15 protein-coding genes are annotated in these 17846 nt (G+C 63.0%); 5 read left to right on the forward strand and 10 right to left on the reverse strand.

The genetic code is table 11. The annotated features are described in order from the left end of the window. Window positions 1-93: 93 nt before the first annotated feature. Window positions 94-1014 (forward strand): LysR family transcriptional regulator, encoded by a 921-nt coding sequence (locus tag NKI52_RS13165; protein ID WP_352698200.1) that lies wholly within the window; start codon window positions 94-96, stop codon window positions 1012-1014. 22 nt (window positions 1015-1036) lie between these two features. On the opposite strand, the gene NKI52_RS13170 is transcribed toward NKI52_RS13165, so the two are convergent. The 6 genes from NKI52_RS13170 to NKI52_RS13195 all read right to left on the reverse strand — a co-directional run bounded on the left by NKI52_RS13170 (window position 1037) and on the right by NKI52_RS13195 (window position 7074). Next, window positions 1037-1867: a dipeptide ABC transporter ATP-binding protein gene (locus tag NKI52_RS13170; RefSeq protein ID WP_023676825.1), complete on the reverse strand. Its 831-nt coding sequence runs from the start codon at window positions 1865-1867 to the stop codon at window positions 1037-1039. Beyond that, complete coding sequence (locus NKI52_RS13175) at window positions 1864-2739, reverse strand: ABC transporter ATP-binding protein (RefSeq protein ID WP_023676824.1); 876 nt, start codon at window positions 2737-2739, stop codon at window positions 1864-1866. Before NKI52_RS13175 ends, NKI52_RS13170 begins: the two co-directional genes overlap by 4 nt. 4 nt (window positions 2740-2743) lie before the next feature. Next, a complete protein-coding gene (locus NKI52_RS13180) occupies window positions 2744-3661 on the reverse strand; it encodes an ABC transporter permease subunit (protein WP_023676823.1) in 918 nt (305 codons plus the stop codon). A gap of 1 nt (window position 3662) precedes the next feature. Next, complete coding sequence (locus tag NKI52_RS13185) at window positions 3663-4670, reverse strand: ABC transporter permease subunit (protein ID WP_023676822.1); 1008 nt, start codon at window positions 4668-4670, stop codon at window positions 3663-3665. Between the two features lie 58 nt (window positions 4671-4728). Beyond that, window positions 4729-6321, reverse strand: coding sequence for an ABC transporter substrate-binding protein (locus tag NKI52_RS13190; RefSeq protein ID WP_023676821.1), 1593 nt, complete (start codon window positions 6319-6321; stop codon window positions 4729-4731). A 165-nt stretch (window positions 6322-6486) separates the two neighbouring features. Further along, window positions 6487-7074, reverse strand: coding sequence for a hypothetical protein (locus NKI52_RS13195; RefSeq protein ID WP_352698202.1), 588 nt, complete (start codon window positions 7072-7074; stop codon window positions 6487-6489). A 55-nt stretch (window positions 7075-7129) separates the two neighbouring features. On the opposite strand from NKI52_RS13195, the gene NKI52_RS13200 reads away from it, so the two are divergent. Together NKI52_RS13200 and NKI52_RS13205 are read left to right on the forward strand one after the other, a co-directional pair. Then, window positions 7130-8761, forward strand: a complete 1632-nt coding sequence (locus tag NKI52_RS13200; RefSeq protein ID WP_352698204.1) for a long-chain-fatty-acid--CoA ligase — start codon at window positions 7130-7132, stop codon at window positions 8759-8761. Window positions 8762-8846: 85 nt separating this feature from the next. After that, window positions 8847-9503 (forward strand): class I SAM-dependent methyltransferase, encoded by a 657-nt coding sequence (locus tag NKI52_RS13205; RefSeq protein ID WP_352698260.1) that lies wholly within the window; start codon window positions 8847-8849, stop codon window positions 9501-9503. On the opposite strand, the gene NKI52_RS13210 is transcribed toward NKI52_RS13205, so the two are convergent. Then, complete coding sequence (locus tag NKI52_RS13210; protein WP_352698206.1) at window positions 9487-10209, reverse strand: HAD family hydrolase; 723 nt, start codon at window positions 10207-10209, stop codon at window positions 9487-9489. The genes NKI52_RS13205 and NKI52_RS13210 overlap by 17 nt on opposite strands. Window positions 10210-10214: 5 nt before the next feature. Further along, on the reverse strand, window positions 10215-11858 hold the full coding sequence (pgi, locus tag NKI52_RS13215; protein ID WP_352698208.1) for a glucose-6-phosphate isomerase: 1644 nt from the start codon (window positions 11856-11858) through the stop codon (window positions 10215-10217). Between the two features lie 254 nt (window positions 11859-12112). On the opposite strand from pgi, the gene pdxR reads away from it, so the two are divergent. After that, on the forward strand, window positions 12113-13606 hold the full coding sequence (gene pdxR, locus NKI52_RS13220) for a MocR-like pyridoxine biosynthesis transcription factor PdxR (RefSeq protein WP_023676815.1): 1494 nt from the start codon (window positions 12113-12115) through the stop codon (window positions 13604-13606). A gap of 194 nt (window positions 13607-13800) precedes the next feature. Continuing rightward, window positions 13801-15390: a trimethylamine methyltransferase family protein gene (locus NKI52_RS13225; protein ID WP_352455053.1), complete on the forward strand. Its 1590-nt coding sequence runs from the start codon at window positions 13801-13803 to the stop codon at window positions 15388-15390. Window positions 15391-15393: 3 nt separating this feature from the next. On the opposite strand, the gene chrA is transcribed toward NKI52_RS13225, so the two are convergent. Together chrA and NKI52_RS13235 are read right to left on the reverse strand one after the other, a co-directional pair. Next, the gene (chrA, locus tag NKI52_RS13230) at window positions 15394-16782 is read right to left on the reverse strand and encodes a chromate efflux transporter (RefSeq protein ID WP_352698210.1); all 1389 of its coding nucleotides are present in this window, start codon (window positions 16780-16782) and stop codon (window positions 15394-15396) included. Continuing rightward, entirely contained in the window at window positions 16779-17618 is an 840-nt protein-coding gene (locus tag NKI52_RS13235; protein ID WP_352698212.1) for a chromate resistance protein ChrB domain-containing protein, read from the reverse strand. The genes chrA and NKI52_RS13235 overlap by 4 nt, the downstream gene beginning before the upstream one ends. Between the last annotated feature and the right edge of the window lie 228 nt (window positions 17619-17846).

Consider the following 17846-nt stretch of genomic DNA (forward strand, 5'->3'; position numbering starts at 1 on the left):
GGGTCTACTCCGAAGAAGGACGATAGACACCAAAGGTAGCCAGCCGCGGGCTGATCCACTATATGTAGGAAATGTATAAGATAATGCCGAATAATGGATAGATCGGACGTCACTCTCGAGCGCATGCGCACCTTCGTTCGCGTCGCCGAGCGCGGCAGCCTCTCGGCGGTGGCGCGCGAGCTCGGAGTTGGGCAGTCGACGGTCACACGGCATTTGCGAGAACTCGAGGAGGCCGTCGGCGTGCCCTTGCTCAGCAGGACCACCCGGCGCGTCACGATGACCGATGAAGGCAGCCGTTACTATGCCGACAGCGTCCAGATCCTGCGCCTCGTCGAGCAGGCCGGCGATGAGGCGCGGGGCACGCGCGGCGCGTCGGCCGGCACGATCCGGATATCCTGCACGGCGGCGCTCGGGGTCTTACATGTCAGCCGGCTGATCTTCGCCTTTCAGGACCGCTATCCCGATATCGGCATCGATCTCAGCCTTACCGACGAGCGCATCAACCTTGTGCGGGAGGGCGTCGACATCGCGCTTCGCCTCGGCCCGCTCACCGACAGCTCAATGAAACTGCGGGCGCTCGGGCAATCCCGGCGTCTGCTGGTGGCGGCGCCGGCCTATCTGGCGGCGCGGGGCAGACCGGCTGTCCCGCAGGATCTGCCTGGCCATGAAGGCATCCGGATGTCGAACATCGCGGGAAGCGACACGCTCACCTTGCAGGGGCCGGGCGGCGAGACCTTTGCGGTGCCCTTTGGCGGCAGATTTCTGGTCGACCATGGGCTTGCTGCGCGCGAAGCCCTTGTCGCCGGACGCGGCATCGCACCCGCCCACCACTGGCTTGTCGACGATCTTCTGGCGGCCGACCGGCTGGAAGTGGTCCTGCCGGGCTATTTTCCGCCTCCCGTCCCGCTGAGCATGCTGATCGTTCCGGAGCGTGCGGGCATTGCCCGGGTGCGGCTGCTGGTCGACTTTCTCGCCGAGCAGATCTCCGGCATTCCGGGGATCGAGAAGCGGTAGCCGGCCGGCAAACCTCGCCGGATCAGGCGGCCTTCTTCTTCGCCAACCGTGCCTTGATGCTGGCAACGTCGGCACGCGGCGTCGCCGCGAACAGCGTCCTGGTGTAGCTGTGCTTGGGGTCGGCGAAGACCTCGTCGCGCGAGCCGTATTCGACCGCTTCGCCGAAGTACATCACCATCACGTCGTCGGCGATATAGCGCACCACCGACAGGTCGTGGCTGATGAAAACATAGGTTAGCTGAAACTCGTCCTGCAGGTCGGCGAGCAGGTTCAGCACCTGCGCCTGCACCGAAAGATCAAGTGCCGAGACCGGCTCGTCCAGCACCAGAAGGCTGGGGTTGAGCATCAGCGCGCGGGCGATGGCGATCCGCTGGCGCTGGCCGCCCGAAAACATATGCGGGTAGCGATTAAAGTGCTCGGGGCCGAGACCGACCTTCTTTAGCATCTTCATGGCAAGATCGCGCCGCTCGTCGGCCGTGCTGTCGGTGTTGATGAGCAGCGGCTCGCCAAGCACGTCGCCGATCTTCTGGCGTGGATTGAGCGAACCATAAGGGTTCTGGAAGACGATCTGGACCTTGCGGCGCATTTCCTTCGACAGGCCGTTCCTGCCGATGTCTACCTTCTTGCCGTCGATGAAAAGCTCGCCGGAGGTCGCCGGGTCGATCAGGGTGATGATGCGGGCGAGTGTTGACTTGCCGCAGCCGCTCTCGCCGACGATGGCCAGCGTCTTGCCCTTGTCGACGCTGAACGAAACACCCTTGACCGCATGAACCGTACGGGAGGGGCGGAAAAGCCCGCCACCGACATGATAGTCGCGCACGATGTTCTTGCCTTCGACTACCGTCACGCTCATGAGGCGGTTCCTCCTGCGGACCGGGCTGCGACTACAGATGGGGCCGGCTCGAACAGCATGTCGGAAACAGTAGGCAACCGGTCGCCGACGGCATTTTCCGGCAGCGCCGACAGGAGCGCGCGCGTGTAGTTGCTCTTGGGGGACTCGAACAGCGACAGCACGTCGGCCTCTTCCATCTTGCGGCCCTTGTACTGGACGATGACACGGTCGGCGGTCTCGGCAACCACTCCCATATTGTGGGTGATCATGATCAGGCCCATGCCATATTTGGCCTGCAGGCCGACCAGCAGATCGAGGATCTGCTTCTGGATGGTGACGTCGAGCGCCGTGGTTGGCTCGTCGGCGATCAAAAGCTTGGGATTGCAGGCGATGGCGATGGCGATCATGACGCGCTGACACTGACCACCCGACATCTGGTGCGGGAAGGAGCCCAGCCGTTCCTCGGGGTCGGCGATGCCGACCAACTTCATCAATTCGATGGCACGCGCCCGGCGCTGGGCGCGGTCCATGCCCATATGGAAGCGCAGCACCTCCTCGATCTGGAAGCCGACGGTGAAGCACGGGTTGAGGCTGGCGACCGGCTCCTGGAAGATCATCGAAATGTCCTTGCCGACGATCTTGCGCCGCTCGGATGGGCCGAGCTTGAGCAGGTCGATGCCGTCGAAGGCCATGCGGTCGGCCCTCACCGTCGCGGTGTTGGGCAAAAGCCCCATCACCGCCAGCATCGCCACCGACTTGCCCGAACCGGATTCGCCGACGATCGCCAGTACCTCGCGCGGTTCGACCGACAGGTCGATGCCTTGTACCGCCATGAATGGTCCAGCGGCGGTGTCGAAGGAAACGGTCAGGTTCTTGATCTCGAGAAGAGGCATTGGATTATGACCTCTTCAGCTTGGGATCGAAGGCATCGCGCAAGCCATCGCCGATCAGATTGATGGCCAGCACAGTGATCAGGATAGCAAGGCCGGGGAAGGTCACCACCCAAGGCGCGCGCAGGATGAACTCGCGCGCCGAGGCGAGCATCGTGCCCCATTCCGGCGTCGGCGGCTGCGCACCGACACCGAGGAAGCCGAGCGCCGCAGCCTCGAGAATAGCGTTGGAGAAAGACAATGTCGCCTGCACGATCAGCGGTGCCAGGCAGTTCGGCAGGATCGTCCTCACCATCAAGCGAAGATGACCGGCACCAGCCACCTTGGCGGAGATGACATATTCGCGGTTCTTTTCGGCCATCACGGCGGCGCGGGTGAGGCGCGCAAAATGCGGCTGCAGCACCAGCGCGATCGCCAGCATGGCATTGAAAAGGCCGGGGCCAAGGATCGCCACCAGCACCAGCGCCAGAAGCAGCGACGGGAAGGCCAGGATGATATCCATGATGCGCATGATCAGCGTGTCGACCCAGCCGCGGAAATAGCCGGCGAGCACGCCAAGCACGATGCCGCTGGTGAGCGAGAAGACAACGACCACCAGACCGATGAACAGCGAGAAACGCGCCCCGAAGATCAACCGTGAAAGCATGTCGCGGCCGACCGCGTCGGTGCCGAGCAGGAACATCGATTTGCCGCCTTCCTGCCAGGCAGGGGGTGCCAGCAGCGCATCGCGAAACTGCTCGTCGGGCGAATGTGGGGCGACGAACGGCGCAAAGATCGCCACCAGCACCAGCGCCGAAAACACGACAAGGCCGATGACCGCGCCGGTGTTCATCGAGAAGTAGTGCCAGAACTCGGCGAAAGCCCGTTGCCTGCCGCCTGTCGGGATGGAGGCGGCGGTAGCTTCGGCGGCGGATTCGTCGGTCATCTCACTGCACCCGGATGCGCGGATTGATGACGGCGTAGAGCACGTCGACGATCAGGTTCACCGCCATGACGATCAGCGCGATGATCAGCAATCCGCTCTGGACGACGACATAGTCGCGCTTGCCGATGGCATCGATCATCCATTTGCCGATGCCCGGCCAGGAAAAAATGGTCTCGGTCAGAATGGCGCCCGCCATCAAGGTGCCGACCTGCAGTCCAATGGTGGTGACTACCGGGATCAGCGCGTTGCGAAAAGCGTGCAGACCGATGACGCGGCGCGGCGCCAGGCCCTTGGCGCGCGCGGTGCGGACATAGTCCTCGCCCAGCACCTCGAGCATCGCCGAGCGCGTCTGGCGCGCTATGACGGCAAGCGGGATCGTCGCCAGCACGATCGACGGCAGGATCAAATGGCTGACGGCAGATTTGAAAGCGCCGCTCCTGCCGGAGATCAGGCTGTCGATGAGCATGAACCCGGTCGTCGGCCTGAAGAAATACTGCAGGCCGATGCGGCCGGAAACCGGCGTCCAGCCGAGATAGCCGGAGAAGAAGATAATGAGCAGCAACCCCCACCAGAAGATCGGCATCGAATAGCCGGTCAGCGCGACACCCATCGTCGCCTGGTCGAACCACGAGCCGCGCTTGACCGCGGCGAAGATACCGGCAGGAATGCCGAGCAGGACGGCGATGATCAACGCCACTGTCGCCAGTTCCAGCGTGGCTGGAAACAGCGCCTGGAATTCGCCGAGCACTGGCCGCTTGGTGGCAATAGATATGCCGAAATCGCCGGTCAGGACCCTGCCGATATATTCCAGGTATTGGATGACATAGGGCCGGTTGTAGCCAAACTGCTCGATGAGCTGGGCGTAGCGCTCGGGGCTGACACCGCGCTCGCCCGCCAGGGCCAGGATAGGATCGCCGGGCAGAAGCCGGACGAAAGCAAACGCCGCCAGCGATATGCCGAACACGGTCGGGATGATCAAAGCGAGCTTGTGGAGGAGATAACGGAGCATCTTGCTTCATAGAACGGCGGCGCGGGAAGTCCAGCGCCGCCGTTCAATTTCTCAGGACTTATTCGGTGACGTCGACGCCGTCAAACCGATGAATGCCGAGCGGGTCCATAACGAAGCCCGACACCTTCTTGTTCATCGGCATGAAGACCTTGGAGTGGGCGATGGTCAGCCACGGAGCCTCACGCTTGAACACCACCTGAGCTTCCTCGTAGATCTTGGTGCGCTCGGCGACGTCCGTCGTCGCCTTGCCTTTTTTCAGCAGGGCTTCGAATTCCTGGTTGCACCAGATCGCATAATTGGACTGGCCGATGGCATCGCAACCGAGCAGGAAAAAGAAGTTGTCCGGATCGCCATTGTCACCGGTCCAGCCCAGTTGGAAGGCGCCATCGCGATCCTTAGCCTTGCCGCGCTGGCGATACTCGGTCCATTCGTAACTGACGATCTCCGCCTTGACCCCGACAGCGGCATAGTCGGCCTGGATCAACTCGGCGACGCGCTGGGCGTTCGGGTTGTAGGGGCGGCTGACCGGCATAGCCCAGATCTTCATCGACAGATCCTTGACGCCTGCATCGGCCAGCATCTTCTTGGCCGCCTCCGGATCATAGGGATCGTCCTTGATGTCCTTGTTATAGGACCACATGGTCGGCGGGATCGGGTTGATGGCCGGCGCGCCGGCGCCCTGATAGACCGCGTCGATGATCGCCTTCTTGTTTACCGCCATGTTGAGGGCCTTGCGGACCTCGACCTTGTCGAAGGGCGGCTGCGTCGTGTTGTAAGCCATGTAGCCGATGTTCAGGCCTTCCTGCTCGTCGACCTTGAGGTTCGCGTCGGCCTGCAGTCCGGCAATGTCGGCCGGCGCCGGGTATGACATGATATCGCATTCGCCCGCCTTCAGCTTCTGCGCGCGTACGGCCGGATCGGGCGTGATGGCGAAGATCAGATCGTCGATCTTCTGTCGGCCGCCATAGTAGCCGTCCCATGCTGCATAGCGCACGACCGCATCGACCTGATAGTCGACGAACTGGAACGGACCAGTGCCGACCGGCTTCTGGGTGAACTGCTGCCTGGTGCCGGCCTTGTCGAGCTGGTCGGCATATTCCTTGGAAACGATCGAGGCGAAATCCATGCCGAGGTCCGGCAGGAACGCGACTTCAGGCTTGTTCAGCACGAATTTCACCGTCAGGTCGTCGACCTTGACGATTTCCTTCAGGAGATCGGGGAAGCCCATGCCGGTGAAATATTCCCAGCCGGTGCCTTCCAGATAGCTGTACCACGGGCTTTCTTTCTTCCACTGGCGTTCGAAGGAAAAGATCACGTCGTCGGCGTTGAGGTCGCGCGTCGGCGTGAAATAATCGGTCGTCTGGAATTTCACACCCGGGCGAAGCTTGAAGGTGTATTCGAGACCGTCATCGGAAACCGTCCAGCTCTCGGCCAGGCCGGGCGAGATGGTGGTCTTGCCATGCTCGAACTCGACCAGGCGCGAATAGATGGTGCGCGACGAGGCATCGAAGTCGTTGCCGCCGCTCCATGGCGACGGGTCGAAGCCGGCCGGCGAAGCCTCCGAGCAATAGACCAGTTGTTTTGCATTGGCCACGCCGCCGAGGACGCTTGCAGCCAGCAACGCGGCTGCAAAAGTCAGTTTCTTTTTCATTGAGCACTCCCTGATGTTCTTCCAAGCCCCTCTGTCAGGCTCGCGAAGGCCGCATATAAGCACCGTTTTTCTAGCTTTGGAACTGCTTGTTTGCCTAACCCACGGGAAGCAGAAAAAAATTCCGGCACGCGGCAAATTGTGGAAAAAACGAGCCGAATCCGCAGATCACGACATTATTAGCGACTTCAATTTTTTGTTGATCGGTAATGCCGCCGATTGGGGGAATCGAGCCGTTCGGTTCAAGAGATGCGCGTCCGAAAACCGGTCGCGGCCAAGAGGTTTGACGGCAAGTCTTACCGCACTCCAGGTGGCGAGGCTTGCACGGCCGCCGCTTGTGGCAATACATAGATAGATGGGCAGCGTGCCGGATTTTCCCAGGTTCCGGATATTGCGGCAAGCGGTGGGATATCTTTGTTGATCAGGGCGGTGGTGGCGCGCAAGCATGCCGAAACAATAAGAACGATTGAGGGAGCGACAGGTGGCAAAACCGGCAAAGACAACCAACGCGGCGAAAGCAAAGGCCGAGGCAACATCGAAAGCGGTCAAGCCAAAAGCGGCCGCCGCCAAGCCGACGGCAACCGCGAAGGCAAGCGCGAAGCCGGCGGCGAAGACCACGGCTGGAACGGCTGCTAAACCGGCAACCGGCAAGACTGCGCCTGCTGCAAAATCTGCCGCCAAGCCGGCGGCGAAGGCAGTGCCGACAGCGCCACGACCGCCGGCAGGTCCGGCCAAGAGATTACCGAAGGCGATCACCGCACTGGCCGCTGGCCTGCCTGAAAAACCGTGGCTCCAGAGTTACCCAAAGATCGTGCCGGCCGAGATTGGCGACCTGCCCTCCAGCTCGATCGGCGACTTTCTCGTCGCCGTGTGCAAGCAGTTTGCGAATCGGCCGGCCTTCGTCTGCATGGGCAAATCGATCACCTATGCCGACCTCGAGCGACAGTCGGCCGCCTTCGGCGCCTATCTGCAATCAACGGGGCTGCAGAAGGGCGCGCGCGTCGCCCTGATGATGCCGAATGTGCTGCAATATCCGGTGGCGGTTATGGCAGTGCTTCGCGCCGGCTATGTCGTGGTCAACATCAATCCGCTCTACACGCCGCGCGAGCTGGAGCACCAGCTCAAGGATTCCGGCGCTCAAGCCATGGTCATCCTCGAAAATTTTGCCTGCACCCTGCAGGCGGTGATCGCCAGGACCGCGGTCAAACATGTCGTGGTCGCCTCGATGGGCGACATGCTCGGCGGGCTCAAGGGAACGATCGTCAACTTCGTTGTACGCCGCGTCAAGAAGATGGTGCCGGCATGGTCGCTGCCCGGCCATGTCAAATTCAACGCCGCGCTGAAGGCCGGCACCGGCAAGGCCTTCAGGCCCGCAAGGGTCGCGGCCGACGACATCGCCTTCCTGCAATACACGGGCGGCACGACCGGCATCTCCAAGGGCGCGATGCTTTTGCACAGCAACATTTTGGCGAACGTCGCGCAGAACGCGCTGTGGGCCGAAGACGCCTTTACCATCAAGCCGAAGCCGGCGCATCTGAACTTCCTCTGCGCGCTGCCGCTCTATCACATTTTTGCGCTGACGGCGAACGTGCTGGTAGGCATGCAGCAAGGCGCGCAGAATGTCCTCATCCCCAATCCGCGCGACATCCCCGGCTTCGTCAAGGAGCTGCAGAAATACCCGATCCACATCTTTCCGGGCCTCAACACGCTGTTCAATGCGCTGCTCAATAATGAGGATTTTCGCAAGCTCGATTTCAAGCCGCTGATCCTGACGCTGGGTGGCGGCATGCCGGTGCAGAGGGCCATCGCCGAACGCTGGAAGGCGCTGACCGGCTGCCCGATCAGCGAGGCCTACGGGCTCACCGAGACCTCGCCGGGAGCAACGATCAACAAATTCAGCGACGGCGTTTACACCGGCACGATCGGCCTGCCGCTGCCCTCGACCGAGATCGCCATCCGCGACGACGACGGCAACAATTTGCCGCTCGGCGAAGTCGGCGAAATCTGCATCCGCGGACCGCAGGTAATGGCCGGCTACTGGAACCGGCCGGACGAGACCGCCAAGGTGATGACCGAGGATGGCTTCTTCAAATCGGGCGACATGGGCTTCATGGACGAGCTTGGCTACACCAAGATCGTCGATCGCAAGAAGGACATGATCCTGGTTTCCGGCTTCAACGTCTATCCGAACGAACTCGAGGAAGTGGTGGCGCAGCATCCAGGCGTACTCGAAGTGGCGGCGATCGGCGTGCCGGACGAGCATTCGGGTGAAGTGCCGAAGCTGTTCGTCGTCAAGAAGGACCCGGCACTGACCGCCGACATGCTGACGGCTTATTGCCGTGAGAACCTGACCGGCTACAAGCGTCCCAGGTATATTGAGTTCCGCGCCGAGCTGCCGAAGACACCGGTCGGCAAGATCCTGCGACGGGCGTTGCGGGGCTAGGCGCAGCTTGAGCGATTGCATCGCCGGCGCCAACGCCGTGAGCATAGGTTCGCGCCCGGACCCGGCAGAGTTCATCCGGGCGAACATGCGGATCGCCCCCGTGCCCGCGCTTCCCGAAATTCGGCTTTACACCGCCCATCCGGGAAGCGGGCTCAGGCGGCTTCTCGAATGGAACCAACATGCGACCGAAGAAGACGGACCTGAACCGGAGCCACCGTACTGGGCCTATGTCTGGGCCGGCGGCGCGGTGCTCGCCCGCTACATATTCGACCGGCCGGAGACCGTGGCCGGCCGTCGCGTGCTCGACCTCGGCGCCGGTTCGGGTCTCGTCGGCATTGCAGCGGCAAAAGCCGGGGCAAGCGCGGTCGTCGCGGCCGAGATCGATCGCAATGGTGTGGTTGCGCTCGGCCTCAACGCGACTGCGAACGGCGTCGCTATCATGATCATTGGCGAAGACATCACCAGCGGTCCGCCGCCGCCGGTGGATGTCGTGGTGGTCGGCGACCTGTTTTACGCCCATGATCTTGCCGGCCAGGCCCTTTCTTTCCTCGACCGCTGCCTTGCAGCCGGCATCGCCGTGCTGATCGGCGATCCGGGCCGCGCCTATCTGCCCCGGTCGCGGCTTCGCCTGCTGGCCGAATACGAGGTGCCGGATGTCGGCGAAGGCAGGAATGCGGCGATGAAACCGAGCGGCGTGTTCTCGTTCGGACCAGCTAGCTGCGAGTCTAGACTGTCTCGCTGACCCGCGCCGCTAGAAAATCAGGCAGATCGGCAACCGAATCCAGGATGACGTCGGCGATCTGCGACAGCGATTCCCTTGTGCCGGTGCCGGACAGCACGCCGATCGCCAGGCCGCAGCCGCCGGCGCGCGCCATCTCCAGATCGTGGCGATTGTCGCCGACCATTGCGATCGCCGCCGGCCTGAGCCCTGTCAGATCCGAGAAGGCAAGGATCGTATCCGGCGCCGGTTTTGGATTGGCCACCGCATCGTAACCATAGGCGGCGTCGAAAAGCTGCGCGACGCCCAGAGTGACCAAGGTCTTTTCCGCGCCGCTGGTCGAGTCGTTGGTGGCGACGCCAAGCCGGTAGGATTTTCTGTGAAGCAGGCCAAGCGTCTCGACCACACCCGGCAGCGCCACCGCCATTGCCGATCCCTGCGCCGAAGTGATGGCGTTGAAGCGGGCGACGGCAAGCATCTGGTCCTCGTCGGACAGCCGCGGAAACCACAGCTCGACGACGTCCATGTTGGTGCCGGAGGCAAAAATTGAATCCGGCTTGAAGCGCTTGTTGGCGAAGTCGAAGCCCGCCGCCGCAAGCAGCCTGTCTGCCCTCCAGCGATCGCCTTCGGCCGCATCCATCGCCATGAAGTCGGCGATGCCCAGCCATGTCGCGTTGAAATCTACGAGCGTGCCGTCCTTGTCGAACAATACTCCCTTGATGTCCGCCAAGCTTTTCACTCCAGGCCGCGCAAGCGGTGAATGTATTCCACCAGTCCGGCAGTCGAGGCATCCCGCTTTGCGGCGTTCTCCTTGCCTTCAACGACGGGCAGCAGCCCGGTCGCCAGTTCCTTGCCGAGCTCGACGCCCCATTGGTCGAAGGAGTTGATGTTGAACAGCGTGCCTTCGACAAAGACGCGGTGTTCGTAAAGCGCAATCAGGCGTCCGAATGTATGCGGGTCGAGCTTTCTGTAGAGAATCGTCACCGAGGGGCGGTCGCCGGAGAAGACGCGGTGCGGAGCAATCCTGTCGACATCGGCGGGCTTCATGCCTTTCGCCAGCATCTGCGCGCGGGCTTCCTCAAGCGTGCGGCCCTTCATGAAGGCTTCCGACTGCGCCAGGCAATTGGCAAGCAGAAGGTCGTGGTGGTGCTTCAGCTCCGGTTCGTGGCCGACGGCAGCGGCGAGGAATTCGACCGGAATGAAATCGGTGCCCTGATGCAGCAACTGGAAGAAGGCATGCTGGCCATTGGTGCCGGGCTCGCCCCAGACCAGCGGGCCGGTCGGCGTCGTTACAGCGCCGCCGTCCAGGGTGACGCTCTTGCCGTTCGATTCCATGTCGAGCTGCTGCAGATAGGCCGGCAGCCTGGACAGACGCTGATCGTAGGGGATGACGGCGCGAGCGGGGTATTTGCAGATCACGCGGTGCCACCAGCCAATCAGCCCCATCAGCGCCGGCAGGTTCTCCGCCAGCGGCGCGGTGCGGAAATGCTCGTCCATCTCATGGGCGCCGTCGAGAAAGGCGCGAAAATCCTTCGGGCCGATGGCGATCATCACCGGCAGACCGATCGCACCCCAGACTGAATAGCGGCCGCCGACCCAGTCCCAGAAGCCGAAGACGCGATCGGGCGCGATGCCGAATTTGGCGACCAGGTCGAGCGCCGTCGAGACGGCGGCGAAATGCTTGCCGACCGCTTCCTTGCCGAGCGCTTTCTCGACCCATCTGCGCGCGGTTTCGGCATTGGTCATCGTCTCGACCGTGGTGAAGGTCTTGGAGGCGATGATGAACAGGGTGGTTTCGGCGGAAAGACCCTTCAGCGTGTCGTGGATATGGGCACCGTCGATATTGGATACGTAATGCGCGCGCGGCCCGTCATGATAGGGCGCCAGCGCCAGCGTCGCCATGGCCGGGCCGAGATCGGAGCCGCCGATGCCGATGTTGACGATGTCGGTGATTTTCTTGCCGGTCGCGCCGGCTGCCTTGCCGGAACGCACCGCGTCGGCGAAGGCACCCATCGCGTCGAGTACGGCAAGGACTTCCGCCTTCACGTCCTGGCCGTCGAGCACGATGCCCTTGCCGGTCAGGTTGCGCAGCGCCGTGTGCAGCACGGCACGGCCTTCAGTGACGTTGATCTTCTTGCCGGCAAACATCGCGTCGCGCCGGCCTTCGAGGTCGGCGGCCTCAGCCAGCTTCTCCAGCAACTCCATCGTCCGCGCATCAACCGCGCATTTCGACCAGTCGAGCAGCAGGTCGCCGTCACTGGCGGAGAATTTCTCGAAGCGCTGCGGATCGGCAGCGAAAGCCTCGCGCATCGAGCCCGATTTGGCCGCACGGTGATCGCGCAACGCGTCGAGCTGCTTTTGAAAGGACGATTGATCCACTGCTTCGCTCCAGTTCTTGAGGTGCATCTTATCAGGCCGGATGTTTCCGGCGCGTGTCGTCGCGGCAAACTATCGGGTCGAATTCCATCTGTTTCAATGCGCAGCGATGCCGCAGCGCAGCGTGGGCCGGCTCAAAGGATCACTGGCATAAATCCCAGCGATCAGAAAAATTGATTGGCGCAACACCTTGTGCCACCGGTACATTCGACTGGTCCAGCCAAGTGAGAAACGCTGGCCATCGAGGAACATCTCCCATGCCACAGCGAAACGACACGGCCATATGGTCCGGCCTGTTCCGGATTTCGGCGGAATCCGGTCAGACCCTGCAGGCGCAGATCCGCCAGGCGATCGTCGCCGCCATCCTCGACCGGCAGATCGCGGCTTCCATGCCGCTTCCGTCCTGCCGGATTCTTGCCGAAAAACTCGGCGTGGCGCGCGGCACCGTGGTGCTGGCCTTCCAGCAGCTGGTCGACCAGGGCTTCCTGGTGGCGCGCGAGCGCCGCGGCCATTTCGTCAATCCCGAAGTGCTGGCGACGCCGGCCAAGCCGCATCAGAAGGCGCCCGACCAGGCCAACGAGATCGACTGGAAGGCGCGTCGGCAGATCGCGGCGAGCGACATGCCGCCGCCGGCCAAGCACGACAACTGGATCAAGTCGTCATACCCCTTCGTCTATGGCCAATTCGACCCGGCGCTGTTCCCGACCGCCGAATGGCGCGAGTGCAACCGCATGGCGTTGGCGGTGCTCGAAATCCGCAACTGGGCATCCGACATGGTCGACCGCGACGATCCGCTCCTGATCGAGCAGATCCAGGCACGGCTGCTGCCGCGACGCGGCATCTTCGCCAATCCGGACGAGATCATCGTGACGTTGGGCGCGCAGAACGCGCTTTACATGCTGGCGACGCTGTTGATGACCAAGGGCTCCAAGGTGGCGATGGAGGACCCGGGCTATCCCGATGCACGTTCGATCTTCCGGCTGGCCGGCGCCGAGATCCAGCCGGTTCCGGTCGACCACTCCGGCATCGTAACCTCGGCCATTCCCAATGATTCCGGCTTCGTCTTCGTCACGCCCAGCCACCATTGCCCGACCATGGTGCCGCTGTCGGCAGAGCGGCGGCAGGAGCTTTTGGCGCGCGCCAACCGGCACAACCAGATCATCATCGAGGACGGATATGACAGCCAGCTCCTGGACGAGGCGCCGCAGCAGGCGCTGAAGAGCCTCGATCGCTCCGGCCGCGTCGTCTATGTCGGCTCGATGTCGAAGACGCTGGCTCCCGGCCTCAGGCTCGGCTACATCGTCGCCTCGGCCGGGCTGATCTCCGAGCTTCGGGCGCTACGCCGCTTCATGCTGCGCCATCCGCCGGCGAACAACCAGCGCGCCGTCGCATTGTTCCTGTCGCTCGGCCATCACGAGGCGCTGGTGCGGCGGCTGTCGAGCGCCTTCGACGAGAGGCGCAAGCGTCTGGTCCATGCGATTTCCGCCTTCCTGCCGGAGTGGCGCTCGACCGATTCGGCCGGCGGCACGTCGCTCTGGCTCGAGGGGCCGCGCGGCACCGATTCGCGCGGGCTGGCGGAGGCCGCGGCCTCGCGCAGCGTCATCATCGAGCCTGGCGACCGCTTCTTCGACCGCACCGAAAAGCCATCGCGTTTCATGCGCTTGGGCATTTCCTCGATCGCGTTGCAGCACATTGAACCCGGCATCCGCGAACTTGCGACGGCAGCTGGACGCAGGCCGGCAGCGGCCTGATCTCCCTTCCCCGACCGGAGCCTGGCGCATGTAGTGCGGCTCCGGTTCTTTAGCTCCTTGGCATATGCGACGGGACCGGCTGGCACATAGGCTGTGCCAATGCCGGCGGCATAGTCGCTGTATAGAGGGGACGAAGCAGGCCGATGGTGGACCAACCGCCGCGCCCGCTCCGCAGCTAAAGTTGGAGTGCCTTCATGCCAATGGCCCATGAGAAGCAGGACGTGTCCGCAGACCAGCGTTCGCGGCGGTCCGGCGGGCGCGAGGCGCGCCGCGCCATGCGGGCGGCACCGCTTGCCGACGACGTCAAGCCGGTGCGTGCCGGCCTCGAAGGCGGAAGCTACAGCCCGCTCAGCGGCAGCGATTGCGAACGTATCCACGAGGCCGTGCTTACCCTTCTGGAGACGGTCGGCTTCGCCAACGCCATCCCCTCCTGCATCGAGGCGCTGACCAAAGCCGGCGCGACCTTCAGTGAGGACGGCCGCCTGCGCTTTCCTCGCGGCCTTGTGCTCGACACCATCAAGAACGCGGCGCGGCATTTCACCCTCCACGGCCAGGATCCGAAGCACGACATGGTGATCCAGGGCAAGCGTGTGCACTACGGCACGGCCGGTGCTGCGGTGCATCTTGTCGATGTCGAAAAGCGTGAGTATCGCGAGTCGCTGCTGCAGGACATCTATGATGCCGCGCGCCTGGTCGAAGGGCTCGACAACATCCATTTCTTCCAGCGGCCGATGGTGCCGCGCGACATTCCCGACCCGCTCGATATGGATTTCAACACGCTCTACGCCTGCGTCATGGGCACATCGAAGCATGTCGGCACCTCGTTCACTGTGCGTGAGAACGTCAAGCCGGCGCTCGACATGCTTTATGCGATCGCGGGCGGCGAAGAGAATTTTCGCGCGCGGCCTTTCGTCTCCAATTCGAACTGCTTCGTCGTGCCGCCGATGAAGTTTGCCGAGGACGCCTGCGGCGTGCTCGAAGCCTGCGTGGAGGGCGGCATTCCGATCCTGCTGCTGTCGGCCGGCCAAGCGGGTGCAACAGCACCGGCGGCGATTGCCGGTGCTGTGGTGCAGGCGGTCGCCGAAGTGCTCGTCGGCCTTATCTATGTCAACGCCATCAAGCCCGGCCATCCGGCGATCTTCGGCACCTGGCCGTTTGTCTCGGATCTCAGGACCGGCGCCATGTCGGGCGGTTCGGCCGAGCAGGCGGTGCTGACCGCGGCCTGTGCACAGATGGCGCAGTTCTACGACCTGCCAGGCGGTTCGGCCGCCGGCATGACGGATTCGAAACTGCCTGACATCCAGTCCGGCTACGAAAAGGGCATAACCGACGTGATGGCCGGTCTCGCCGGCCTCAACCTGGTTTATGAGTCGGCCGGCATGCATGCGTCGCTGCTCGGCTTCTGCCTGGAGAGCCTGATCATCGACAATGACATGCTCGGCCACTGCCTGCGCTGCGTGCGCGGCATCGAGGTGACGGACGAGTCGCTGTCGATCGACACCATCGCCGATGTTTGCCTGAAAGGGCCGGGCCATTATCTCGGCAACGAGCAGACGCTGCGGCTGATGCAGACCGAATATTTCTATCCGGCCGTCGGCGACCGCTTTTCGCCGAAGGAATGGAATGAGAAAGGCAGGCCCGATATCCTGCAGCGGGCGATCATCGAGAAGAAACGCGTGCTTGCCGAACGCTTCCCGCGCCATGTGCCAAAGCCGGTCGACGACAAATTGCGCGCCCGCTTCGGCGATATGATCAAGCTGCCGCGCGGCAGAATGGGCGGCTGAGCGTTACCCGCTCGCCGCCAGCAACAAGACACCGGCCAGCGCCGATCCGGCAAGCGTCGGCAGCATACCGATCTTCAGCTTCAGAATGGCGATCATCGAGGCACAGGAAAGCAGCGCCGCGCGCCAGTCTATCGATGAAAGCACCGGCACGTCCATTCCAAGCCCGACATTGCGCACTTCGCCGAAGATGACGTGCAAGCCGAACCATAGAGCGAGATTCATGATGACGCCGACGACGGCGGCGGTGATCGCACCGAGCGCCGCCGACAGCGCCTTGTTGCCGCGCAGCGCTTCGATGTAAGGCGCCCCAAGGAATATCCATAGGAAACATGGGGTAAACGTCGCCCACAGCGTGAACAACCCGCCAAACAGTCCGGCAAGCAGCGGCGCCAGCAAGCCCGGCTGGCGGAACGCGGCAACGAAGCCGACGAACTGCAAGACCAGGATGAGCGGACCCGGCGTGGTTTCGGCAAGTCCGAGGCCGTCGACCATTTCACCGGGTGCCAGCCAGCCGAAGTACTCGACCGCTGCCTGCGCGACATAGGCAAGGGCTGCGTAGGCGCCGCCGAAGGTGACGACCGCCATGACACTGAAGAAGCCACCGATTTGAGTCCAAACGCTGGCAGGGCCGGTGAAAGCCCAGACCAGCAGAACAGGCCCCAGCCAGATCGGCAGCCAGATCGCCAAAGTGCGCGGCGCGTGCCATCGTGTCGGCCTGACGTGGGTCAGTTCACCGCGCTCGAACATCAGATCGACCACGCCCTTTATGTCGGGAACATTGCCCTTGCCACGCGAGGCGCCGGAAAAAACTGCCGGCGCACTACGGTTGCCGATCCAGCCTGCCAGCCCGGCAAGCAGCACGATCAGCGGAAACGGCACGTTCAACGCGTAGATGGCGATGAAGGCGGCGAGTGCGATCGACACCATGACCGGGTTTTTCAGCGCGCGTCTGCCGATCCGGATCACCGCCTCGATGACAATGGCGAGCACGGTCGCCTTGACCCCGAAAAACAGCGCCGCGACGAGTGGTACATCGCCATAGAGCGCATAGAGGCTGCTCAGGACGAGCATGACAAGCGCGCCCGGCACGACGAAGAGGAGGCCGGCAACAAGGCCGCCGACCGTTTTGTGCAGCAACCAGCCGATATAGATGGCGAGTTGCTGGGCCTCGGGGCCAGGGAGCAGCATGCAGTAGTTCAACGCATGCAGAAAGCGCTGTTCGCCGATCCAGCGCCGTTCCTCGACCAGTTCCTTGTGCATGAGCGCGATCTGCCCGGCCGGGCCGCCAAAGCTGAGCACGCCGATTTTCGCCCAGACCTTCACGGCCTGCCGGAAGCTCGGCACAGCGGGCTCCTGGATCTCCGCCGGCTTTTTCGAAAAGACGGCGCTCACGATGGTTTGCCTGCGCCGAGACTGACTGCGCCGGCGACCGGCCAGTTATGCGTCTCCTCGGTGGCATCGCGGCACCAGCGGAAGAACGCATCGTAAAGCAGCATGCCGGCCTCGAGCTGCTCCAGATCGTCGCGAAACATCCGTGACAGGCCAAGCGAGGCGGCCAGGAACCCGGCCGCCTGTGGAACAAGATCGAGGCTCGCAGTATCGGCAGCGCGTATGATCGTGGCCAGGCGATCGAGCGCTTCGGATTTGAGCCCGAACTCCTCGATCATGGTGTCGAAGGTGCAGCGTTCGCCGCGGTGGCTCCAGAACACGTTCTCGATGTCGAAAGGGATGGCCTGAAAGCGATCGGCGACGGCCGCCACTTCGGCCGGCTCGACGAAGAGAAAGACCGCGTGAGGATCGATGAAGCGCCGGATCAGCCAGGGGCAGGCGATGCGGTCGACCTTCGGGCGCGTACGCGTCACCCAAACGGTGCGGCCCTTGGCATCGGCGGGCGGTATCTTGTCGGCGTGAACGAGAAGGCCCTTGGCATCGCGCCACGCTTCAAACCCGCCATCGAGCGATTCGGCGGCAACGCCCTCCTGCCGTAGCCATGCGGCCACGCCTTGCGAGAGCTTTTTTCCCTGTTGGCAGACGACTGTCACTTGCCTGCCGGCGAAGTCGGCAGCCCAGTTCGAGACACTCCTGAAATCACGACGATCCGACCCCGGCAGCAGGCGCGGATCGGAATTGTAGTCATCATCGATGCGGACGTCGATGATTGCGGGTGCACCCGGCAGCCCAATCAGACGGGACAGTTGCGATACAGTGATAGCGGTTGTTGACGGCATGGCGTCCACCTCCTTGAAAGAGAAGCTTGGACGCGAACGTTGGGCTGACGCCTCACGGGGTCGTCGCGATGCACCCCTTGCGATGATCGTGGATTTGTCACGCCCGCTTGTCAAGCATTGCCGTTCTCGCGGGAGCAATCGCTGTTGACAAATGACCGCGTCCAACCCTGTGCCGGGCATTTCTGCCCATTAACGGCAGGCTATCGCAGGTGGAAAGCCGAGGCTTTC

Origin of the sequence: Mesorhizobium sp. M0590 (assembly GCF_040320905.1) — a bacterium.
Taxonomy (GTDB): Bacteria; Pseudomonadota; Alphaproteobacteria; order Rhizobiales; family Rhizobiaceae; genus Mesorhizobium.